The following is a 22,497-nucleotide window of genomic DNA, read 5'->3' on the forward strand; positions in this document are numbered from 1 at the left end:
AATGCCGGATCCGGCGGCGGCTCATATCGGAGAGGGCCGAGAGAACGGTCACGCCGGGTTCGATGGTGATGGCCGGAGTGGTCATGACGTCCCTGACCGGACGATCGAGGATGTCGTCGCCATGCTCCTTGAGGCAATAGACGACATCGCGTTCGGACATGATCCCACTGACCTGCCCCTCGTCGACCACCGCGAGTGCGCCGATCCGGCGCTCGGCGAGCAAAGCAACCGCGTCGCGGACCCGCGCATCCGACCCGATCGTCACGACATCATGACCCTTCTTCTCGAGGATTGCGGCTATCGTCATGCTTGGGCTCCCTGCTGCACACCGACTCAGCCTTTCATATTCCCATGCGGCTGCCGCGAATGGAAGCGCCCGACTCGGTGAAAGGCGCCAAGGCGCCCACGCCGAGCCGCCGACCGCACAGCGTCGGCACTCCCGCTATCACGCCAGACCTGCAATGGACCGGATGTGCAGAAGCGCCTTGATGATCCTTCCTCTCCCCGCCACATGCCGCTCATGCCCCAGCACGATCCCATCCCCCCACGCGTGCCCGGCCGCCAGCCGGATCTCGCGCAGCTGCAGCGCGCCGCCGACGCCTGGACGCGCTACAAAAGGATGATGAAGTGGATGGTGCTGGCCGCAGCCGTGGCCGTGCTGCTGGCGTTGGCGTGGCTGCGCAGCGACGGCAGCCCGCTCACCATCCACATGATCATCGCCACCATTGCCGGAGTCGGCCTGTCGGTGCTGGTCGGAACCGGACTGATGGGGCTGGTCTTTCTCTCCAATCGCAGCGGCCATGACGATGCTGCGTCGGGCCGCGAGGATCCTCGATGAACATCTCCAATCGTGAACCCATTCTCCGCGTCGTGCCCCGCCCGGCCGATATCAACGCCAATGGCCACATCTTCGGGGGTTGGGTGTTGTCGCAGATGGACATCGCCGCCGGCATCGTCGCCTCGAGGGAAGCGGACGGCGCCGTCGCAACGGTGGCGATCGAGGCGATGGAGTTCGTCGCCCCGATCCTCCTCCACGATCTGATATCGGTCTATGCCGACATCGAACGGGTCGGCCGCACCTCGATCGGGATCCGGATCGAAGTCGTCGCCAGCCGCGATCGCGGCAAGGAGCAGGTCAAGGTGACCGAAGGCCTGTTCACCTTCGTCGCCCTGGACGAGAACCACCGCCCACGCCCGGTCAAGCCGAGCTGATCGCGCCGGGTCTATCGTTTGGCGTAACGGTAGATCGCCTCGCGCCGGCCGTTGGCTGGGATCGTCACCGCCCAGGGTCGAGCATCGTCGCCTGCGGCGCGCGCGGCGGCGGGCGCGTCGATCGTCACCCCGCCCGTGTCGGCCTCGAAGCGAACGGGATGGGGCCTGGCGTTGCTGACGACCATCCGGTTGATGATCTGCGTCGTCGTTTCCGAGATCCGGACGATATCGACACGGACGGCACCCGATTCGGCGGCGGTGATCTCCACATCCTCGCCAACCGCGCGGTCGCCGATCTCCCCTCTGCCGGTGAGGAGCCGGCGGGAGCCGCGCATGTCGAACAGATGGACGGCGCCGCCCGGCAGCGGCAGGCCGAGATTGGTCTCGCTGCGGTTGCGGGCGACGATCGTGCGGGTCGCGCCACCTTGCCAGGGCGCGTAGAGAAAGCGACTGCGGTAGACGATCTCGATCGGGATGCGCGCCTGGTGCAATAGCGCGACCTGCTTCTGGCTACGCGCCGCGACCGTGACCGGCTCCGGGATCCGGTAGAGCTTGAGGTCGCCGAGCTCTTCCCGCACCGCCATCACCGCAGGAAGCGCCGAGAGAGATTCCTCCCGCAGTCGTGAGCCGGTGACGACGATGTCCTCACCGCCCAGGCGAGAAACCAGCCGGCCCCTCTCCGGGCGTATCTCGCGAAGATCGCTCGTCGTGGTGCCGGCGGGCCAGCATCGCAGGGTGAGCGGGGTGCCTTCGGGCGAATCCGGCCGATTCGGATCGCGGTTTACCCGGCCGGCGACCGCCTGCGCGTCGGCGCCGACGAAGCCGGTCTCCTCGCCATTGGCGAGGGTCAGCCAGGCGAACAGGTCCATCCGCTTGCGGCGCTCATCCACCTCGGCGACGTAATTGGCCTGCCAGTCGAACCCGGCGGCGAGGTAGGAGAGCGTGATCGGAACACGCACCGCCGCCCGGCTCCGCGTCCGGATCGAAAGGGTTGGTTTTGCCGACAGACCCTCCGGTACGGCGCGGTAACCGACCGTCTCGGCAAGGCCGGTGCAGCGCAGCGTCTCGATCCCATCGCCGGTCTGGAGGATCACCGCTCCGCCCGCGCCCGAACGCACCACCGCTTCGAGCTCCCGCACCGCGCCGGTGTCGCGGGACGTGCGGCGAAGATGCACTCGTTTGCCGAGCGCGGCATCGAGCAGACTGCCGGGCGAGAGCAGCCAGGCATCGCGCTTCTTCTCGATGACCCCATCCGGCACGCCGGTGACGATGGCGGTCTCCGGAAAGATGCCGCCCGCCACTCCTTCGAAGCGCAGCTCGGCGTCGCCCGCCGGAATGTCGACCATGCGTCGCTCGGAGACGAGGGCATAGCCGTCGAGCGAGTCGAGCCGGAACGCCGCCGCCGGGCTGCGCTCGGGATCGCGGTAGATGGTGACCGACACGCTTTGTGGGCCGGCCGAAGCGGCCACGGTCGGCGCCGCAGCCGCGGCGGCGCGTCACGATTTCGACTTCGTGCTCGTCACCCGCATCGTTGCGCGTCCGTTGGCCGGCACGGTCACGGACCAGAGACGCCAGCCGTCGCGGGTGGCGAGCGGCGTTTCCCACTGCATCTTGTCGGCGAACATGGCGAATTCGGCTTCGTAGCGCACCGGCGTCGCAAAGGCGTTGGTGACGGCAATCTCCCATTCGCGCAGCGGCGCGTCCGCCGAGGACAGCGGCGTCACGGTGACGGTGACCGCGCTCGCGGCCGAAATACCAAGCTCGAGCTTCTCACCCACCGCCTTGTCGGCGAGCGCGCCGCGGCCGATCAGGACCGGCTTGTCGCCGGCCATCGTGTAATAAGCGATGCGGCCGGCGGGCAGCGGGACGCCGAGCCCGGCGGCACGATCGTTACGCGTCACCAAAGTGCGGACCGGATTCCGGCCGGCGCCTTCGAGCTGGTAGAAACGCTGGCGGTAGACCGGCTCGACGGCGATCTGCTTGCGATCGAGCAGGGCGACCTGCTTCTGGCTCTTGGCCGCGACGGTGACCGGCAGCGGAATCCGATAGAGCTTGAGATCGCCGAGATCCTCCCGCTGCGCCATGACCGGCGCGGGAGGGGGTGGCGGCGGCGGCGGCGGTGGCGGCGGCGGGCTCTCGAGCGCAGGCATGGCAAGGTCGAACGCCATCACCTCCAGCTCTTCGCGTTCGAACACCTGCTCGCGAAGATCGCTGGTCGTCGTTCCCTGCGGCCAGCATTCGAGCGTCAACGGCTGCGCCCGGGGCTTCGATGCCCGGACGGAGTTGCGGTTGAGCCGCCCGGCGACGGCCTGCGTGTCGGCATTGCGGAAGCCGGTCTCGTCGCCATTGGCGAGAGTCAGCCAGGCGAACAGATCGAGCTTGGTGCCGTCGGCCGAGAGCTGTGCGACATAGCTCGCCTGCCAGTCGAAGTCGCTGGCGAGGTAGGACAGGGTCACGGTCGCGCTGGTCGATCGCTGGGATCGCAGCTTCACCGACAGAGTCGGCTTGGCCGAGAGACCGGCGGGCACCTGATCGTAGACCAGGGTCTCCGGAAGGCCGGTGCAGCGCAGCGTCTCGACCCCGGCTTCAGTCTGGAGCACGACCGCGCCATTTTCCGCCGACCGCACGATCGCGTCCATCGCCCGTACCTTGCCGGTCGCGCGCGACGTGCGGCGGAGGTGGACCCGCCGGCCGAGCGACGCGTCGAGCAGGCTGCCCGGCGAGAGCAGCATCGCATCCTGATTCTTCTCGACGACGCCCACGGGGAGGCCGGTGACGATCGCGCTTTCCGGCAGGATGCCGCCGGCAACGCCCTCGAAGCGGATGTCGCTCTCGCCGGCCGGGATCTTCACCCGCCGGGTTTCGCTGATCAGCGCATAGCCGTTCAGCCATTTGAGGTCGATCGGCTCGCTGCCGCTGCGACCCGGCGCGCGGTAGACGGTGACGTCGACCGAAGACGGGCCGGGCGAGCGCGTGACCTGCTGCGCAAGCGCGGGCGCGATAGCGGCGCCCGCCATCGCCAGGGCGCCGGCCAGAGGCAAGCGGCGCATGGCTCAGTAGCGCGTGTCGAAGATTGCGGTGACGGCACTCTCGCCATTGGCGGGCACCGTCACCCGCCATGCGGTCTCGTCGGCGGAGCTGCGGACGCTCTTCTGGCTTTCGTCGACGATCCGGACGTCGCCCCACAGGCCCGACTGGATCAATTCCACCGTGACCGGCTGCGGCTTGGCATTGCTCAGCGTGTAGCGCATCGACGTCCGCCAGCGGCTGTTCGACATCTTCTCGCGCTTTTCGACGACCGGCTTCACCTTGACGTCGAACGCTTGGCCGGTGGTGAGACCGATGTCGGAGCCCATCGGCGTGTGGCCGATCCGGCTCTCGCCGACGAACTGGGCATTGCCACGCGAATCCTTCTGGTAGACGCGGACGGTGCCGGCCGGCAGCGCGTCGCCGAGGCCGGTGTCGCGGGCGCTCGAGAAGCGCAGCACCGTGTCGGCGCTCTGGGCATCGTCGACGGTGCCGAGCCAGTCGTTGCGGTAGACATAGGCGCGCTGGGCCGCGGCGCCGGTGACGTCGAGGAAGCTGACCTGCTTGGTCTGCTGGTTGGCGATCGTCGTGCGCTCTTTCAGCGGATAGAGGTAGAAATCGCCGAGCCTCTCGCGCCCCGGCGTCTGGGTACCCGGACGAACGTTGGGGCGGGAGGGACGATAGCCGCCGTCATAGTCGTTGCCGCCGCCGACGGTGCCGGCGACCAGCAGCGTGTCCGCATTGGTGAAGGTGGTGCCGGTCGTGTTGGTGAGGGTGACCCAGCCCTGGACGTCGATCTTGCCCGCCGCCTCGTCGAACAGGGTGACGTAATCGGCCTTCCAGCTCATGCCGGGGGTGAGATAGCTCAAGGTCACCGGCCGGGCGCCGCCGCGGCTGCTGTCGAGCGTGACCGACAGGGTCGGGCGGGCGCGCAGATTCTCGGGCACCTTGTCGAAGATGACACGCACCGGCAGGCCGTCGTCGCGCAGCACTTCGATGCGGGGGCCGATCTGGAGGACGACGCCGCCATTGACGGCGAGCACCCGGGCGCGCTCGCGCTCCTCGGCGCCGGTGGCCGGATTGGTGCGGACGAGGGTGATCTCCTCGCCGACCGCTTTCTCCATCAGCTTGGAGGGAGAGAGCAGGTCGAAATCGAAATTCTGCTCGACGATGGCGACGTCGCGGGCCGAGAGAGTCACCGTCTCGGGGCTGATCTGGCCGGAGACGTTGGGGAATTCCTGGCGCGAGCGGCCGCTTGGAATGTCGATCTGCCGGGTGTCCTGCACCAGGGCGAGGTTCTGATTGTAGACGGTGACCGAGACATTGCCCTGACCCGGAGCGGACGCCGATCCCGGCGGCTGGGCGGCAAGCGGCGCAGCAACGAGCGCGGACAACAGGAACAGCTGGCGCATCAACGACATCCCCCTCTTTTCGACGAAGTGTGTTACATTATCACCTTGGCTGTCAACCGGCGTTTGGAGACGGGCTTCGGCGGGCTCTAAGAGCCGGTCACTTCGTCCAGCTCGTCCTCTTCCTCCTCCTCGATATCGGTCTCGCGATAGTCGAGCCGTGCTCTCCCGCCGGCGGCGATTTCGACGCGCCACACGTTCATGCCCTCGCGTCGCACGATGCGCCCGCTGAAATGATCGTAGCGCGTATATGACCTGTCCTGGAACTCGGCTTCGAAGCGGATCGGGAACGGATTGGCATTGGCGACGTCGAGACGATGGCGTTCGCTGGCGCCCACCTCGCCCAGATACTCGGCATCTACCTCGACATTCTGCGCGTCGGCGAAGACGAACTCGACCTCCTCGCCGACCGCCTTGTCCTCGATCGCAGTTTCTCCGAGCAGCATCGGCCGGCCGAAACCCTGCTGGAACAAGGCGATCTGCCCCATCGGCAAGGGCATGCCGAGCCCGTCACCCTTGCGGTTGTGGACGCGCAACAGCCATTCGACGGTCTCATCGTTCTCGTGAACCTTGGTGCGGTAGACGAGTTCGGTCTCCACTTTCTTCGCCGACAGCAGCGCCACCTGCTTCTGAGCATTGGCGGCGACGGTGACCGGGAAAGGAACGCGATAGAGCTTGAGGTCGCCGAGATCCTCCTGTCGTGCGATCCGCGCGCCGGTGACGACGATCTCATCGCCGCCCTCGCCGCCGCCCCAGCCATAGCCATAATCGCCGTCCCGCTCCGCCGCGCGCGCAAGCAGTTCGGGATAGGAATCGGGTCCCAACGGCCGGGTGTAGGGCGGGCTTCCAGTCGTGTCCTGCGGCCAGCAGGTGGTCGAATAATAGGCCTCCTCCTCGTCGCCATAATCGGAAATGCCCTGGCCGTCCGGAGTCACCCGCTGGACCTGGCCGGCGACCGCTGCCGTCTGCGCGTTCGCGAAGCTGACGTCGTCCCGGCTCGCCAGCGTGATCCAGGCGAAGAGATCGACCTTGCCGGTGTCGGCGGAAAGGTGGCCGACATAATTGGCCTGCCAGTCGAAATCGGCGGCGAGATAGGAGAGAGTGAGGGTGCGCCGTCCGCCGCTGCCCGCGTCGAGCGTCATCGACAGGACCGGCTTTGCCGACAGGCCCGGCGGCACGCCCGGGTAGAGGAGCGTCTGCGACAGGCCGGTGCAGTGCACGGCTTCGAACCCGCGCGCGGTCTCGAGGATGATGCCGTCGCTCGACGAGCGGATCCGGGCACGCTCCTCGATCACCTTGCCGGTGGCGGCGTCGGCGCGGCGGAGGGTGACGTGCTGTCCGGTGAACGCATCGATCAGCCCGCGTTCGGAGAGCAGCAGCCGGTCCTGGTTCTTTTCGGCCGGATCGCCGCCGACCAGGATCGCGGTTTCGGGCTGGATGCCGCTCGCCACCCCTTCGAAGCGTATGGTGACCGGGCCCGGCGGCAGGTCGACGATGCGGGTTTCGGTGATCAGCGCATAGCCCTTGAGCGGCTCGTCCGCATCGTCGTCGATGAACGCGTCCTTGTCGCGCGCCGGATCGCGATAGACGGTCAGCGCCACCCGATCGGGCCCAGCCGAGCTGACCAGTGTCCGGGCCGGGATCTGCGCGGGCGCCGCCGCAGCCGGCAGCAAAGCCGCGAGCAGGAGCAGGAGCAGGAGCCGCCGGGCCGCGCCGCGCATCGTTCGCTCAGTAGCGGGTTTCGAACACGGCGGTCACCACCGTCTCGCCATTGGCCGGCACCGGCACCTCCCACAGGCGGGAATAGGCCGAGACCTGTCGGCCGGCGAGGCTCTCGCTGACGACACGAACATCCCACCAGTCGCCGAGCCCGTCCTGAAAGAGATCCACCGTCACCGGCTGGGAGCGCGCATTGCTGACCACATAGCGCATCGTGGTGCGCCAGCGCTCGCGCTGATTGTCGACCTGGCTGGTGGTGACGACCCCGTCGGGGCCGGTGACCCGGTAGCGGGCGGTGGTTTCCCATTCTTCCGGAGTGACCCGCTCCCTCTTCTCGACGGTCGGCCGCACCTTGACGTCGAAGGCATTGCCGGTGCGCAGGTTGAGCGACGATCCCATCGGCGTGTGCGGGATCTCGCTTTCGCCGACGAATTGCGGCTGGCCGCTGCCGTCGCGCATGTAGACGCGGACGATCCCTGCCGGCAGCGCGTCGCCAAGCCCACCCTCCTTGGCCGACGAGAATTTGAGCATGGTCGCGGCGCTTTGCGCGTCGCGGCTGCGGCCGAGCCAGGCGTTGCGATATTCATAGCCGCGTGCAGCCGGGGCGCCGGCCGCGTCGAGGAAGCTCACCTGCTTGGTCTGGGCGCTGGCGATCGTCGTTCGTCCCGCGAGCGGATAGGCGTAGAAGTCGCCGATCCGCGGCCGCGCCGCCGGCTCGATCCCGGGCATGTTGCCGCTGCGGCGCTCCTCGGCCTCGATCCGGGCGCGGGGACGGTTGACCTGGGCAACCTCGCCGGCGACGAGCAGGGTCGCGGCATTGGCGAAGGCGGTGCCGCTGGAATTGGTCAGCGTGATCCAGCCTTCGACGTCGATCTTGCCTGCGCGCTCGTCGAACAGAGCGACATAATCGGCTTTCCAGCTAAGCCCGGTCGAAAGGTAAGAGAGGGTGAGCAAGCGGGTTCCGGCGCGCGCCGCATCGACGGTGATGCTGAGCGTCGGCCGTGCGCGAAGATTGGGCGGGATGGTGTCGAAAATCACCCGCACCGGCAGGCCGTCGTCGCGCAGCACCTCGATACGATCGCCGATGCGAAGCACCGCGCCCCCATTGACCGCGAGCACTGTGGCGCGCTCGCGGGTCTCGGCACCGGTGGCGGGGTTGGTGCGCAGCAGGGTGATGGTCTGGCCGATCGCCTTCTGCATCAAGGCGGTCGGCGAGAGCAGATCGAAGTCGAAATTCTGCTCGACGACGTCGAAGCCATCGCCGGCGAGGCTCACCGTCTCCGGGCGGATGCTGGTTGAGACGTCGGGGAATTCCTGGCGCGAGAGGCCGGCCGGCAGTGCGACGCTGCGTATGTCCTGCACCAAGGCGAGATCGTCGTTATAGATGGTGACCGATACGTCGCCGTGCCCGCCGCCTTGCGCCCGGGCCGTTCCCGTCGCGGCGAGACAGGCCGCCAGCAAGACCATCCGATTCATCGCATTGCCCCCCTTCTCCCGAACACAGGAGATGCCGGTTTCGGGCCGCTGTCAACGGCATTGGCGCGGGGCATGAAAAAGGCGGCGATCCGAAGACCGCCGCCTGTTCATGGTGTCACTACGTGCTGGCGCTCAGGCGGCCGGCGCGATGTCCGCGTCGCCCTCGGCCCGGGGCCGGCGGGTGCGGCGCGCACGCGGCTTGGCCGGAGCCTCGCCGTCCACCACCGAGATTGCCGGCGGCAGCACGTCGAGCGAGATTTGGCCGTTGCCCTCGGCTTCGGCGACCGGCTCGGCGCTGCGTGCGGTGCGGCGCGGGCGCCGTTCCGGCTTGCGCTCGGCGGCCTCGCCCGGCTCGGCCGCTTCGACGCGCTCAGGGCGTTCCGTACGCTCCGGCCGCTCGGCCCGGGCCGGACGCTCGGCACGTTCCGGGCGTTCGGCGCGCTCCGGACGGTCCTGGCGGTCGGCACGCTCGGCGCGATCCGGACGCTCGGCCCGCTCCTGGCGGTCGCCGCGCTCGGAACGATCGCTCCGCTCGACACGCTCCGGACGCTCGCCGCGACGGGGGCGGTCGTCGCCCTGCCGGTCGCCGCGCGCCTCGCGCGGGGCACGGTCCTGACGGTCGCCACGGTCCTGGCGGTCGCCGCGATCCTGACGGTCACCACGGTCCTGGCGGTCGCCGCGATCGTTGCGGGCATAGCGTTCGCCGCGATCCTGGCGTTCGTCGTCGCCGCCCTCATCGCCGTCCTGGTCCTCGCCGGAGGCGTTGACCTCGTCCTGATCGTCCTCGTCGTCGGCGTAGAAATCGTCGCGGCGCGGGCGCTGCTCTTCGAAGCGGGCGCGGTTCTCATTCAACACGCGGAAATAATGGTCCGCGAACTGGAGATAATATTCGGACTGAACGCGGTCGCCCTGCAGCTGCGCATCGCGCGCGAGCGACTTGTATTTCTCGAGGAGCTGCGCCGCATTTCCGCGGGAGCGGTTGTCCTGCCGATTGCCCTGCTGGGGCTGGTTCGGGCGTGGTCCGCTTCCGCCGCGACCGCGACGGCGGCCGTTTTGACGATTGTTGATCAAAAGTAGGTCCTCGTCTGCGTGGTCCTGCCACTCTCGACGGCCAGGCCCCTCCCGGCCGCATTCTCTTGCACGACCCGGAAGGCAGGCGGCCGCTCTTGCGCGGCTCCCGCCACCTCACGCTACGACCGTCCAAGGACGTCCAAGCAATCGGGGGTCGGCGACGGTCAGCCTCACGCTCTTGATGCTGTGAAAGGCCCCGTCCCTTGGACCTATGTAAACATGGCGACGGCGAAATCCAAGGGGAAAGATGGTTATTTGAATCAAGGCCGAACGAGCAGGCAGCGGCGGTGTCCGCCAAGGTCGGCACGGGTCTCGGTGGCGGCGCCCGCAGCCTCGAACAAGGCGGCGACCGCATCGGCCTGGCCGGCGCCGAGCTCGATGCAGGCGAGCCCGTCCGGCGCCAGCAGGCGGACGATCTCCGGCGCGAGCCGGCGATAATCGTCGAGGCCGTCGGCGCCGGCGAACAGAGCGCGGGACGGCTCCCAGCGGCGGACGTCGGCCGGAAGCACCGCGCCGGTCTCGACATAAGGCGGGTTGCAGAGGATCAGATCGAACGGGCCCTCCACCCCTTCCGCCCAATTGCCGAGCCGGAAGTCGGCGCGCGCCGCCATGCCGAGGCGCTCCGCATTGCGCCGGGCATAAGCCAGCGCCTCCTCCGATGCATCGATGCCGAGGCCGTGGGCCTGCCACCAATTGTCGAGCGCGGCGAGCAGCAACGTGCCCGGCCCGGTGCCGAGATCGAGGATGGATCGCGGCACCCGGGCGCCGAAATGGTCGACGGCGGCGTCGATCAACGTCTCGCTGTCGGGGCGCGGCACCAGCACGCCGGGGCCGACCTCGAGATCGATCGTCCAGAAGGCGCGATGGCCGACGATGTAGGCGATCGGCTCGTCGGCCTCGCGGCGCGCGACCAGGGCTTCGAAGCCGCCCGGCACCGGCACGTCGAGATCGGCGAGCAGCAGCTGGCCGCGATCGACGTGGAGCGCGTGCGCCATCAGCATCTCGGCATCGAGCCGGGGCGTGTCGCTGTGCCCCGCGATGCGGTTGGTCGCCGCGACAAGGGCGGCGCGGATCGTTTCGGCGGTCGGATCGGCCGGCGCCGGTTCAGGATTCATCGAGGGTGGCGAGGCGCTGGGCCTGGTCTTCGGCGAGCAGAGCGGAGACGAGTTCGTCCAGCCCGGGGCCTTCGAGGATCTCGGGCAGGCGGTGGAGGGTCAGGTTGATGCGGTGATCGGTGACCCGCCCCTGCGGGAAATTGTAGGTCCGGATGCGCTCGGAGCGGTCGCCGGAGCCGACCATCGACTTGCGGGCGCCGGCACGTTCGGAGGCGAGCCGCTCGCGCTCGAGCTCGTAGAGGCGGGTGCGGAGCACCTTCAGCGCCTTGGCCTTGTTCTTGTGCTGCGACTTCTCGTCCTGCTGGATGACGACGAGACCGCTCGGCAAGTGGGTGATGCGGACCGCGCTGTCGGTGGTGTTGACCGACTGTCCCCCGGGACCGGACGAGCGGTAGACGTCGATCCTGAGATCCTTGTCGTCGATCTGGACGTCGACATCCTCCGCCTCCGGCAGCACCGCGACGGTGGCGGCGGAGGTATGGATGCGGCCGCCGCTCTCGGTCGCGGGCACGCGCTGGACGCGGTGGACCCCGCTCTCGAACTTCAATTTCGCGAACACGCCCTGGCCGGTCACCGAGGCGACCACTTCCTTGAAGCCGCCGACGTCGGACGCGCTGGCCGAGATCAATTCGACGCGCCACCCCTGGCTCTCGGCGTAACGCTGGTACATGCGAAACAGATCGCCGGCGAACAAAGCCGCCTCGTCGCCGCCGGTGCCGGCGCGGATCTCGAGCATCGCCGCGCGCTCGTCGGCGGCGTCGCGCGGCAGCAGCTTGACGGCGAGCGCGCGCTCGGCCTCGGGCAGGCTGCGCTCGAGCGCCGCCAATTCCTCCTCGGCCATTTCGCGCATTTCGGGGTCGGCGACCATTTCCTTCAGGGCGTCGATCTCGCCGCGGATCCGCCGCACCTCGCGGGCCGCCGCGGCGACCGGCTCGACCTCGGCATAATCCTTGGAGAAGCGGACGAACTCTTCGGGCGCGAGGCTCGGCGAGGACATCGCGCTCTGCAGCTCGTCCCGCCGCATCTCGATCGCGGCGATCCGTGCGTCCGAGATCCGGGTCATCGGGCGCGAACCGCCTCGGCAAGCGCGGCGAACGGCACGGCGATCTGGTCGCCCGAGACGAGATCCTTGACCGCCGCCTCGCCGCGGGCGAGCTCGTCGTCGCCGAGGATGATCGCGAAGCGGGCGCCGCTGGCATTGGCGCGCTGCATGCGCTTCTTCATATTGCCCTTATAGCCCATGTCGCAGGCGATGCCGGCGCGGCGGAGGTCGGCGAGAAGGCCGATCGCGGCATTCTCGGCCGCCTCGCCCATCGGCACCAGCGCGGCGTCGATGCCGGCGGGCGCAGGCGCGGCGGCGAGCATGGCGAGGCGCTCGATCCCCGCCGCCCAGCCGACCGCGGGCGTGTGCGGCCCGCCGAGCGCCTCGACCAGGCCGTCATAGCGGCCGCCGGCGAGGACGGTGCCCTGCGCGCCAAGGCGATCGGTGACGAATTCGAAGGCCGTGTGGCGGTAATAATCAAGGCCGCGGACAAGGCGCGGATTGCGCTCCCAGGCGACTCCGGCGGCATCGAGCCCGGCCGTGACCCGATCGAAGAAGGCGCGTGCCTCCGGGGTGAGGAAGGCGTCGATATCGGGTGCGCTATCCGCGGCGGGCCGGTCCTTCGGGTCCTTGCTGTCGAGGATGCGCAGCGGATTCTTGTCGAGCCGGGCAAGGCTGTCTTCGGAGAGATCCGCGCGGTGGGCTTCGAAATGGGCGACCAGCGCCGCGCGCCACGCGTCGCGGGTCTCGGCGTCGCCAAGCGTGTTGAGCTGCAGGGTGACGCCCTCGGCGATGCCCAGTTCCTTGAGGAGCTGATCGGCGAGGACGAGCAGTTCGACGTCGGCCGCCGGCGAATCGCTCCCGAGGATCTCGGCATCCAATTGGTGGAACTGGCGGTAGCGGCCCTTTTGCGGGCGCTCGTAGCGGAACACCGCGCCGTGGGTGGCGACCTTGAGCGGGGCCAGTTGCTGCCAGCCTTCGGAGATGAAGGCGCGACAGAGGCCGGCCGTGAATTCGGGGCGCAGGGTCAGCGAATCGCCGCCGCGATCCGCGAACGTGTACATTTCCTTGGAGACGACGTCGGTGGTTTCGCCGATCGAGCGGCTGAACACGGCCGTCGCCTCGAACACCGGCATTTCGACCCGTTGGAACCCGTAGAGGCGCCGGATGCGCTCGAATGCGGCGACAACCGATTGAAAGCGGTCGGCTTCCTCGCCCCAGATGTCCTGGGTGCCACGGATCCTTTGGGGCCCTTTGCTCATCGCGGCGCCTTAGCATTTTTGTCGGCGGTGGGAAGTGCGTGACGCAGTGCAGCAAAGTGGGTAAGGGCCCTCCCGCTATGAACATCGATCTCATCCCCGTCGGCGACGATCCGCCCCATTCGCTCAACGTCATCATCGAAGTTCCGGTCGGCGGCGAGCCGGTCAAGTACGAGTTCGACAAGGTGTCGGGCGCGATGTGGGTCGACCGCATCCTCCACACCCCGATGCGTTATCCCGCCAATTACGGCTTCGTGCCGCACACTCTGTCCGAAGACGGCGACCCGCTCGACGCTTTGGTCGTCGCGCGTTCGCCCTTCATCCCGGGCTCGGTCGTCCGGGTCCGTCCGATCGCCATCCTGTTCCTGGAAGACGAAGCCGGCGGCGACGAGAAGCTCCTCACCGTGCCGGTCGACGCGACCTTCCCTTATTACGAAAAGGTCGAGACGGCCGAGGATCTGCCGACCATCGTGCGCCAGCAGGTCGAGCATTTCTTCACCCACTACAAGGACCTCGAAGAGCAGAAGTGGGTCCGCGTCGGCACCTGGGGCGACCGCGACGAAGCCTTCCGCATCGTCAAGGAATCGATCGACCGCGCCAAGCGCGTCAAGGAAGGCGGCGCCGCCTGAGCCTGGAGGCGCAGCCTTGGGGCTGCGCCTGCCGACGTTGTGCGGCGCGCTCGGTGCGCGGCCGCGCGTTCCTTTTCCTCCCTGTGAGCGCAGCTCATGGGGAGGGGGACCGCACGTAGTGCGGTGGAGGGGCTGGCGGCCGTTGGGCACGCCCCAGCTTTGAAGATCCGGCTCCCGCCGTTCCTTGCTGCGGCGGTTGCAATCTGACCAAGCCTTTATCCCCCTCGACCAAAGCTGCAGGCCCCTCCACCACCCTTCGGGTGGTCCCCCTCCCCATCCGCTTCGCGGACAGGGAGGATGAGGAAGGGCGATGGTGCTGGTTGCCTCTCCGCCTCCCTTCCAGGCCCGCCATCCCCCCGGCGTGGCTGCGATCTGGCGATCGCACCTGGCCATCCCCCTCCCCACCCGCTTCGCGGACGGGGAGGATAGAGCCGGCTGACACGCTAAGCCTTTGTTTTCGCCTTAGTCTGGACAGGCGGGCTCGAACCGGCCAATCGGTGCGCATATGCAACCGAGGTTCGTGTCGATGCGCCAAGCCGTTCTTGCCCTGCTGCTCCTGTCCACCGCTCCGATCGCCGCCGCCGCGGCTGCCCAGTCCGGCCAGCCCGCGGCGTCCGTGCCGGCAAATTTCACCCGCGCCGAGCCGCTGGCCAAGGTCGACACCATCCCGGCGGCGCGCGACGTCGCCTTTCCGGGGACGATCAGGCTCCATGTCGACGTCACCGATCTCGACCGGCGAATCATCCGGGTGAAGGAGACGATCCCGGTCGCTGAGGCGGGGCACATGGTGCTGCTCTATCCGAAGTGGCTGCCGGGGGCGCATTCGCCGAGCGGGGCGATCAACAAGGTGGCGGGGCTGACGATCCACGCGGGCGGCAAGCGGCTGGACTGGGTGCGCGACACGCTCGACGTCTATGCCTTCCATGTCGACGTGCCGGCCGGGGCGACCAGCCTCGACGTCGAATTCCAGTTCGTCTCGCCGACCGCAGAGGGACAGGGACGGACGGTGATCACGCCGGACATGGCCAGCATCCAGTGGATCGCAACCTCGCTCTATCCGGCCGGCTATTATGTTCGGAACATCCCGGTCGAGGCGACGCTGACGATGCCCCAGGGCTGGACCGCGGCGACCTCGCTGCGGCCGGCTACCGGATCGGCGCCCAATGGGTCGCCGACCGGGGGGGATCGACGATCACTTACAAGACCGTGCCCTACGACATCCTGGTCGATTCGCCGGCGCTTGCCGGCCGCTATTTCCGCAAATGGGAGTTGAGCCCCGACGTCACTCTCAACGTCGCCGCCGACACGCCGGGCGAGCTGGAAGCAAGCGAGGCGCTGATCGGGCTCCACCGCAAGCTGGTCGATCAGGCGGTGAAGACGTTCGGCGCCCAGCATTACGACCATTACGACTTCCTGCTGTCGATTTCCGACAATCTCGGCGGCATCGGCCTCGAGCATCACCGCAGCTCGGAGAATGGCGTCGATCCGGGCTATTTCACCGACTGGAAGTCTGCCGGGGGCGACCGCAACCTGCTGCCGCACGAATATACCCACAGCTGGAACGGCAAGTATCGCCGGGGCGCCGATCTGTGGACGCCGGACTACCGCACGCCGATGCAGAACAGCCTGCTCTGGGTCTATGAGGGCCAGACCCAATTTTGGGGCTATGTGCTCGACGCGCGCTCGGGGCTGCTGTCGAAGCAGGAGACGCTCGACGCGCTCGCCTCGATCGCCGCGACCTATGATTCGACGCCGGGACGGAGCTGGCGGCCGCTGATCGACACCACCAACGATCCGATCATCGCCCAGCGCGCGCCGCAGCCGTGGCGGAGCTGGCAGCGCTCGGAGGATTATTACAATGAAGGGCTGCTGATCTGGCTCGACGTCGACCGGATCCTGCGCCAGCGCTCCAACGGCAAGCGCTCGATCGACGATTTCGCCAAGGCCTTCTTCGGCGTGCGCGATCGCGATTATGGCGAGCTCACCTACACAAGGGAGGACGTGGTCGCGATCCTCAACCGGCTCGTGCCCTGGGACTGGGCCGGCTATCTCGACCGCCGCACCAACAGCTACACCGAACGCGCGCCGCTGGAGGGGATCGAGCAGGGCGGCTACCGGCTCACCTACACCGACACGCCGACCGATTGGTTCAAGACCGGCGAGACCAAGCGCAAGGCGGTCGACCTCACTTACTCCGGCGGGTTCGTCGTCGCCAGCGGCGACGGCAAGGTGACCAGCGTGATCTGGGACAGCAAGGCGTTCGACGCGGGCCTCAGCGTCGGCGCGCAGGTGATGGCGGTGAACGGGCGGAGCTTCTCGCCCGACGCGCTCAAAAACGCGATCAAGGCGGCCAAGGGCACGACCACGCCGGTGCAGTTGCTGATCAAGTCGGGCGATGCCTTCCGCACCATCGATCTCGACTGGCATCAGGGGCTTCGCTACCCTCGCCTCGAGCCGACTTCCGGGGGCAAGGGCAGTCTCGACGCCCTGCTCGCGCCCCGTAGCTGATCCTTCGGAGAGACGTTGATGCGCCAGGCCCTGCTGCTTTCGACCGTGCTTGCCGCCGCAATCCCCGTCACTGGGGCGGCGACCGCGGCCGCTGAAACCCCCGCCTTCAGCTCGGCGGCGCGGGCGGAGGCGAATACCAAGGCGGCGCTGCAGCGGATCAAGAAACTGAACCCGAAAGTGAATGCGGTGATCGCGGTGGATCCCACCGCGATCGCGCAGGCGCGAGCGCTCGACCGAAGCCGCAAGAGCGGGAGCGAGAGCGGGGCGGCAAACGTCGCAGCGGCTCAGCCGCTGTTCGGGATGCCGGTGCTGCTCAAGGACAATATCGAGGCTTCGGGGCCGCTGCCGACGACGGCGGGCAGCCTGGCGCTCAAGGACAATGTCACCAACCGCGACGCCCCTCTGGTCGCGCGGCTGCGCGGGGCGGGGGCGGTGATCGTCGGCAAGACCAACCTTTCGGAATGGGCGAACATTCGTTCCAACGCCTCGATCTCCGGCTGGAGCGCGGTCGGCGGGCAGACGCGCAACCCGTTCGCGCTCAACCGCAATCCGTGCGGCTCCAGCAGCGGCAGCGGCGCGGCGGTGGCGGCGGGGATGGTGCCGGCGGCGATCGGTACCGAGACCGACGGTTCGATCACCTGTCCCGCCGCAATCAACGGCATCGTCGGCTTCAAGCCGACGGTCGGCCTGGTCAGCCGGAGCCGCATCGTGCCGATCAGCCACAGCCAGGATACGGCCGGGCCGATGACCCGGAGCGTGCGCGACGCAGCGCTCGTCCTCACTGCGATCGCCGGCAGCGATCCCACCGATCCCGCGACGGCGGAGGCCGACCGTCACCGCGGGGATTTCGCCGCGGCGCTCTCGGCCGACTCGCTCCGGGGCAAGAGGATCGGCGTGATGCGCTTCGCCAGCGGTTTCGGCACCGACGCGGCGTTCGAGGAGGCGCTCGCCACCCTGAAGCGCGAGGGCGCCGTGCTCGTCGACATCGCCAAGATGGAAGGCCGCGACGAGATCGGCGGCAACGAGTTCAAGGTGCTGCTGACCGAGCTCAAGGCCGATCTCAACGCCTATCTCGCCACCACCCCGCCGAGCGTCCGCACCCGGAATTTGGCCGACGTGATCGCGTTCAACCAGGCGAACGCCGCGACCGAGCTCGCTCTGTTCGGACAGGAGACGTTCGTCCAGGCGGAGGCGACCAAGGGGCTCGACGACCCGGAGTATAGAAAGGCGCGGGCCACGTCGTTCCGGCTCGCCGGGCCGGAGGGCATCGACAAGCTGCTGCGGGACAATGATCTCGTCGCTCTGGTCGGCCCGACCATGCCGGCTTCCTGGCCGATCGATGCCGTCCATGGCGACCAGATTTCGGGCGGCGGCGCCGGCGGCCTTGCCGCGGTGGCCGGCTATCCGCACCTCACCGTGCCGATGGGCCAAGTGAAGGGCCTGCCGGTCGGCCTCAGCTTCATCGGGGCGAAGTGGAGCGACGCGACCATTCTCTCGCTCGGCTATGATTACGAGCAGGCCTCCCACAAGATCATGACGCCGCGCCTGCTGCCGTCGATCGAAGAGAGCCCCGAGATCGCCCCGCACTTGCGGCCGGCGGCCGCGCGGCGCTGAAAGCGCTCGGATCCGGCTCGCGCCCGATCCGGGTGCGGCGGGCGGCGAGAGCCTTGCGACTCGACGGGCTCTGGCGTGTGCCGGGCCTGCGTCGATCGCCGCCGATAACAGGCGAAATACAGGCCCTCTTCGACTGCGCTCTGCCCAGGCTTCGACTGCCTTCGGGGCTGGCGCAGAACCGGGCCTCGCGGCCGTCGAGCATCGGCGGAACGTCGCCGGAGACGGGAGCGGCGGAGGCGAGCGCACGGGCGGTGATGCGGGCGGACGCCTGGCGGAGAGCGGCGCTCGTTTGCGGTTTCTCGGCAGCAGGCGTGATCGTCGGGCACGCAGCCGTGGCGGTTGCGGCCGAAAGAACAGGTGATTTACAGGCGCCTTCCCCCTCCTGCGGGAGTGCGACGGCATCGGCGTTCTCCGAGCGGAGCACTGAATCGGCCGGCTCGCCGGGGTGGCTGCGGTCCGATTGGCGCTCAGTGGCGGCCACCTGCCTCGACGGATCGCCGTTCTCGCTCCTATCAGGCTGATTGATGCCTTCGGGCGGGAAAGCATCGGGTCCGTTGCGGACCGCAATAACAGGCGAAATACAGGCTGCAGCCTCCGCAGTCGTCGGAGTTTCACGCGGGCGGGCGGCGTTTGGCCGAGCGTTCGGCTTCGCCGTGGCGGGCGTCTCTGCGGCGCCTTCGGCAGCGGCGCCCTCGGCCGCGGCCGTCGCTTCACCGTGCCGCTTGTGCAATCCGGTTTCGATCATCCGGGTCTGCGCGGCGAGCACGGCCATCACCTTCTGCGCCTCGCAGGGCGTGATCTCGCCGGCCGCCATCGCCGCGATCACGGCGGACCCGGCGGCGATCGCGTCGGCAACCGAGAGGATCTCCGGCAGCTCCATCTCGACCGGCGTATCCTTGGCCGGCGGGCAGAGGCGGGTGAAGCAGATCCGCAGCGCCGGCCACTCACCGGCCACCGCCCGATCGACCACCGCCCGCGCGATCGCCGTCGCCTCGGCGTCGTCGATGATGTCGCGCAGCACGGATGCCTTGTTGCGGGCGCCGCGGGGACGGCCGGCGGGGTTGCCGCTCTGGCCGGGCAGGAACTGGCCGGCGGAGGTGCGGGTGGCTGGATCGGGCATTTCGATCTCCCTTCCTGAGGCGGTGCCGCCGCAAGGTCGGCGCGCGACGTCGGAGCTTCAGCAGTGTTCGTGTTTTGTTCTTTAGCACGAAATGCGTGGAAGCTCAAGGGAGAGTTGCGATTTCGGCAATGTCGCGAGCGAGCACGGCAATCGGCCGCAGGATGCTGATCGCCGGATGATCGACACCGACAGAACCCCGCCGACAGCGAGTTCGCGCAGCAGATGATGGGCGCCATCCCGCTCGGCCGCTACGGCAAGGTCGAGGAGATCGCAGGCGCGGTGTCCTTCCTCGCCGGCCCGGAAGCGAGCTACATTATCGGCACGCCGCTCAACATCGACGGCGGCGCCGCGGCGTAGACGCGCGATCGGCCCCTCCGCTTTGGCGGAGCGGCCGAGCGATCCTGGTGAGCGCATCCCAGATCTCTCATGCCACGGGGGTGACAGGCGTGGGCGAAGAGGCTTCGGCCGATCACGCGTGACGAAGCGCGCTCTGCCCCATCGAGGGGCGTCGGCCGCAACCCACCCCTAGCCCCTCCCTGGACAGGGAGGGGAAGATGCCCAGGTGCATGGTGACCACATGCGCTTCGCCCTCGGCCGAGGGCAGGCACGCCACGGCATCGCTCCAAGTCGCCCGCCGCGACCAGGGAGGCGCGGAGACTCATCCTGATCTCGCCTGGACCCGATCGGCAGCGGCCGGCGGAATCGCGAGCGTTCCAGGAGCCGGGTCCCGGACGCTGTTTCTTCGGCGTCGCCAATGCGCGACGCGCCTGCGCAGTGCGAATGCCGGGCAAGGCACCGCAACAATCGACACCAATTCGCCGGCCGCACGACACGGCGCTGACACCCGCCGCATCCAGAAAATCAGCGCGGAGATCCGGCGTCGACCGCCGGCGCCGGCCATGCTTTATTCCAGCCGGCGCTGCGCTGCAGCCGCGCTGGGGCAAATGAGGGGATTGAAGATGCGCGTTGCGTTCACGGCCTTGATGTTGCTTTGCGGGACCTCCGCGCTCGCCCAGACGGCGGCGACTCCGACAGGAGAGGCGCCAACGGCGCCCGCAGGGGCCTCTTCGCCCACTCCGCCCGCTGCGCTGGAGGCGCCGGCGACCCCCCTCGCAATCTCGGAGGACCTGCCAAGCAAGACGGCCTCCGGCCTCACCTTCACCGCGCCCAAGGGCTGGTCGATGCGGACCGCGCCGAGCATCGTCGAGCTGATCGCGCCCGAGGGCGATTTCCGGATGGCGATCGTCGAGGTCGGCGCTGCCGCGGATGCCAAGGCGGCGGCGGCCGCGGCCTGGGCGCGGTTCGCGGCGGCGGAGGCGCGGCCGGCCAAGCTCGTCACCGCACGCGCTGCGCGCAATGGCTGGGACGAACGCCAGGTGGTGGATTACGAAGTCTCGCCCAACGAGAAAAGAGTCATGCAGTCGATCGCCTTTCGCAAGGGCACGGAATGGACGGTCGGAATCATCGCCGGATCGGAAGCGACCGCCGAGAAGCGCGGCGCCGCGCTCGGCCTCGTCGCCTCCAGCCTGCGCCCGGCGGGCTATACGCGCGAGAGCTTCGCCGGCCGCGCCGCCAAGCCGATGGACGCCGCGCGGATCGCGCAGCTTCGCGCCTTCCTCGAGCAGGGGATGAAGGAGCTCGGCGTACCCGGCGTCGCCTTCGCGCTGACCGACCGCACCCACACTTTCCATGCGGAAGGGATCGGCGTCCGCGAGCTCGGCAAGCCGACCAAGGTCGATGCCGACAGCACATTCATGATCGCGTCCAACACCAAGGGCATGGCGACCCTGCTGCTCGCCAAATTGGTCGACGAGGGCAAATTGCGCTGGGACCAGAAGGTCACCGACGTCTATCCTGCCTTCAAGCTCGGCAGCCCGGAGACCACGTCGAAGGTGCTGATCCGGCACCTGGTGTGCGCCTGCACCGGCCTGCCGCGCAAGGATTTCGAGTGGATCTTCAACACCAACGCCAAAACGCCGGCTTCCGACACCTTCCGCCAGCTCGCGGCGACGCAGCCGACCAGCGGCTTCGGCGAGGTGTTCCAGTACAACAATCTGATGGCCTCGGCGGCGGGCTATGTCGGCGGCCATATCGTCCATCCGGAGCTTGAGCTCGGCGCGGCGTTCGACCGGGCGATGGAGGAGAAGGTGTTCGGGCCGCTCGGCATGCGCGACACGACGTTCGACTTCGGCCGCGCGACCGCCGGCAATTGGGCGCGCCCGCACAGCGACGGCATGGACAGCAAGCCGACCCCGATCCTGGAGGCGGGCATGGCGTTCAACCGCGCGATCGCGCCGTTCCGACCAGCCGGCGGCGCCTGGTCGAGCGCCAACGACCTGATCAAATATGTCCGCTTCGAGCTCAACGAGGGCAAGACCGACGACGGGCGGCAATGGGTGTCGGCCAAGAATCTGCTCGAGCGGCGGGTGGCGAACGTGCCGGTCGGCGAGGATATCGTCTACGGCATGGGCCTGGAGACCAACACATACTGGGGCGTGCCGGTCGTCCACCATGGCGGCAGCATGGGCGGCTACAAGAGCGACATCGTGATCGTACCCGGCGCCAATCTCGGTGCCGTCATCCTCACCAATTCGGACGACGGCCAGGCGCTGCTGCGCCCGTTCATGCGCCGGCTGCTCGAGCTCGTCTATGACGGCAAGCCGGAAGCGGCCGGCGACGTCGCCGCCGCCGCGGCGCGGATCAAGGCCGAGGTCGCCAAGGAGCGCGAGCGGCTGACCGTGCCGCCCGATCCCAAGGTGATCGCCGCCCTCGCCCCGGCCTATGTAAGCCCCGAGCTCGGCCGCCTCGCCCTCACCCGCACCGCCGACGGCGCGACCCTGACGCTGGCCGGATCGCCGATGGCGATCGGCACCCGCGCCAATGACGACGGCACGACCTCGCTGGTCGTCATCGATCCGACCTTCCTCGGCTTCCCGCTGGTGGTGGCGAACGAGGGCGGCAAGCGGAGGCTGATCGCGCGGGATGGGCAGCATGAATATGTGTTTGAGGGGGAGTGATGGGTGGGGTGGCGCGGCGCGGCGCGGCATATCTTACTATATTGGGTCGGACGAAGAGATCTGCCGTCGCACGAGCCGGACCGTTTCCCCGCGCCTGGAGCATCGGCAGCTTGCGACCAAACCCGGTCCTTCCTGCTCAACAAGCCGAACGACCGGTTCTTGAGCGAGCTGCCGTTCGCGCCTCGGGAACCCGCCCGACGGCTCCGCGCATAATCGGATGTTCCGTCAGACGCCCGTCCTCCCCAAGAGCGGACATTCCAAGCTCGACGGAGAAACACG

At 68.5% G+C, this 22,497-nt stretch carries 19 protein-coding genes (1 of these 19 running past the window's edge); 8 read left to right on the forward strand and 11 right to left on the reverse strand.

Features of this window, described 5'->3' with window-relative positions; genetic code table 11:
• Nucleotides 1-307 carry the 5' portion of a CBS domain-containing protein gene (locus ETR14_RS09565; protein ID WP_129384393.1) on the reverse strand. 122 nt of this gene lie to the left of the window's left edge, so the window shows 307 of its 429 coding nt (coding positions 1-307); its start codon is at nucleotides 305-307; the stop codon falls past the left edge of the window.
• Between the two features lie 213 nt (nucleotides 308-520).
• Here ETR14_RS09565 and ETR14_RS09570 point away from each other — a divergent pair, with 213 nt between their 5' ends.
• The gene (locus tag ETR14_RS09570) at nucleotides 521-838 is read left to right on the forward strand and encodes a hypothetical protein (RefSeq protein WP_243455840.1); all 318 of its coding nucleotides are present in this window, start codon (nucleotides 521-523) and stop codon (nucleotides 836-838) included.
• A complete protein-coding gene (locus ETR14_RS09575) occupies nucleotides 835-1,212 on the forward strand; it encodes an acyl-CoA thioesterase (protein ID WP_129384394.1) in 378 nt (125 codons plus the stop codon). The genes ETR14_RS09570 and ETR14_RS09575 overlap by 4 nt, the downstream gene beginning before the upstream one ends.
• Before the next feature lie 11 nt (nucleotides 1,213-1,223).
• Here ETR14_RS09575 and ETR14_RS09580 read toward each other — a convergent pair whose 3' ends face one another.
• The 9 genes from ETR14_RS09580 to hisS form a co-directional block, all read right to left on the reverse strand.
• Nucleotides 1,224-2,681, reverse strand: coding sequence for a DUF4139 domain-containing protein (locus ETR14_RS09580; protein ID WP_129384395.1), 1,458 nt, complete (start codon nucleotides 2,679-2,681; stop codon nucleotides 1,224-1,226).
• Nucleotides 2,682-2,708: 27 nt separating this feature from the next.
• Nucleotides 2,709-4,262, reverse strand: a complete 1,554-nt coding sequence (locus ETR14_RS09585) for a DUF4139 domain-containing protein (RefSeq protein ID WP_129384396.1) — start codon at nucleotides 4,260-4,262, stop codon at nucleotides 2,709-2,711.
• A 3-nt stretch (nucleotides 4,263-4,265) separates the two neighbouring features.
• A complete protein-coding gene (locus tag ETR14_RS09590) occupies nucleotides 4,266-5,651 on the reverse strand; it encodes a DUF4139 domain-containing protein (protein WP_129384397.1) in 1,386 nt (461 codons plus the stop codon).
• Between the two features lie 86 nt (nucleotides 5,652-5,737).
• Nucleotides 5,738-7,369 carry a DUF4139 domain-containing protein gene (locus ETR14_RS09595; protein ID WP_129384398.1) on the reverse strand — a complete coding sequence of 544 codons (1,632 nt, stop codon included), beginning with the start codon at nucleotides 7,367-7,369 and terminating at the stop codon, nucleotides 5,738-5,740.
• A 7-nt stretch (nucleotides 7,370-7,376) separates the two neighbouring features.
• Complete coding sequence (locus ETR14_RS09600) at nucleotides 7,377-8,843, reverse strand: DUF4139 domain-containing protein (protein WP_165356394.1); 1,467 nt, start codon at nucleotides 8,841-8,843, stop codon at nucleotides 7,377-7,379.
• 132 nt (nucleotides 8,844-8,975) lie between these two features.
• A complete protein-coding gene (locus tag ETR14_RS09605) occupies nucleotides 8,976-9,914 on the reverse strand; it encodes a DUF4167 domain-containing protein (RefSeq protein WP_129384399.1) in 939 nt (312 codons plus the stop codon).
• Nucleotides 9,915-10,174: 260 nt separating this feature from the next.
• Complete coding sequence (gene prmC, locus ETR14_RS09610; protein ID WP_129384400.1) at nucleotides 10,175-11,029, reverse strand: peptide chain release factor N(5)-glutamine methyltransferase; 855 nt, start codon at nucleotides 11,027-11,029, stop codon at nucleotides 10,175-10,177.
• Nucleotides 11,019-12,092: a peptide chain release factor 1 gene (gene prfA / locus ETR14_RS09615; protein WP_129384401.1), complete on the reverse strand. Its 1,074-nt coding sequence runs from the start codon at nucleotides 12,090-12,092 to the stop codon at nucleotides 11,019-11,021. Before prfA ends, prmC begins: the two co-directional genes overlap by 11 nt.
• Nucleotides 12,089-13,333, reverse strand: coding sequence for a histidine--tRNA ligase (gene hisS, locus ETR14_RS09620; protein ID WP_129384402.1), 1,245 nt, complete (start codon nucleotides 13,331-13,333; stop codon nucleotides 12,089-12,091). Before hisS ends, prfA begins: the two co-directional genes overlap by 4 nt.
• A gap of 77 nt (nucleotides 13,334-13,410) precedes the next feature.
• Between hisS and ppa the strand changes: the two genes are divergently transcribed.
• The 4 genes from ppa to ETR14_RS09635 all read left to right on the forward strand — a co-directional run bounded on the left by ppa (nucleotide 13,411) and on the right by ETR14_RS09635 (nucleotide 18,081).
• Nucleotides 13,411-13,959 (forward strand): inorganic diphosphatase, encoded by a 549-nt coding sequence (ppa, locus tag ETR14_RS09625; RefSeq protein ID WP_129384403.1) that lies wholly within the window; start codon nucleotides 13,411-13,413, stop codon nucleotides 13,957-13,959.
• 526 nt (nucleotides 13,960-14,485) lie between these two features.
• A complete protein-coding gene (locus ETR14_RS29710; RefSeq protein ID WP_371416774.1) occupies nucleotides 14,486-15,232 on the forward strand; it encodes a hypothetical protein in 747 nt (248 codons plus the stop codon).
• Complete coding sequence (locus ETR14_RS09630; protein ID WP_371416775.1) at nucleotides 15,166-16,467, forward strand: hypothetical protein; 1,302 nt, start codon at nucleotides 15,166-15,168, stop codon at nucleotides 16,465-16,467. The genes ETR14_RS29710 and ETR14_RS09630 overlap by 67 nt, the downstream gene beginning before the upstream one ends.
• A gap of 18 nt (nucleotides 16,468-16,485) precedes the next feature.
• The gene (locus ETR14_RS09635) at nucleotides 16,486-18,081 is read left to right on the forward strand and encodes an amidase (RefSeq protein ID WP_129384404.1); all 1,596 of its coding nucleotides are present in this window, start codon (nucleotides 16,486-16,488) and stop codon (nucleotides 18,079-18,081) included.
• Here ETR14_RS09635 and ETR14_RS09640 read toward each other — a convergent pair.
• Nucleotides 17,999-19,201 (reverse strand): DUF5681 domain-containing protein, encoded by a 1,203-nt coding sequence (locus ETR14_RS09640; protein WP_129384405.1) that lies wholly within the window; start codon nucleotides 19,199-19,201, stop codon nucleotides 17,999-18,001. The genes ETR14_RS09635 and ETR14_RS09640 overlap by 83 nt on opposite strands.
• Nucleotides 19,202-19,423: 222 nt before the next feature.
• On the opposite strand from ETR14_RS09640, the gene ETR14_RS09645 reads away from it, so the two are divergent.
• Together ETR14_RS09645 and ETR14_RS09650 are read left to right on the forward strand one after the other, a co-directional pair.
• On the forward strand, nucleotides 19,424-19,558 hold the full coding sequence (locus tag ETR14_RS09645) for an SDR family oxidoreductase (RefSeq protein ID WP_371416776.1): 135 nt from the start codon (nucleotides 19,424-19,426) through the stop codon (nucleotides 19,556-19,558).
• Nucleotides 19,559-20,160: 602 nt separating this feature from the next.
• The gene (locus tag ETR14_RS09650; RefSeq protein ID WP_206186009.1) at nucleotides 20,161-22,218 is read left to right on the forward strand and encodes a serine hydrolase; all 2,058 of its coding nucleotides are present in this window, start codon (nucleotides 20,161-20,163) and stop codon (nucleotides 22,216-22,218) included.
• Nucleotides 22,219-22,497 lie beyond the last annotated feature (279 nt).

It is taken from the genome of Sphingosinicella sp. BN140058 (genome assembly GCF_004135585.1).
Taxonomy (GTDB): Bacteria; Pseudomonadota; Alphaproteobacteria; order Sphingomonadales; family Sphingomonadaceae; genus Allosphingosinicella.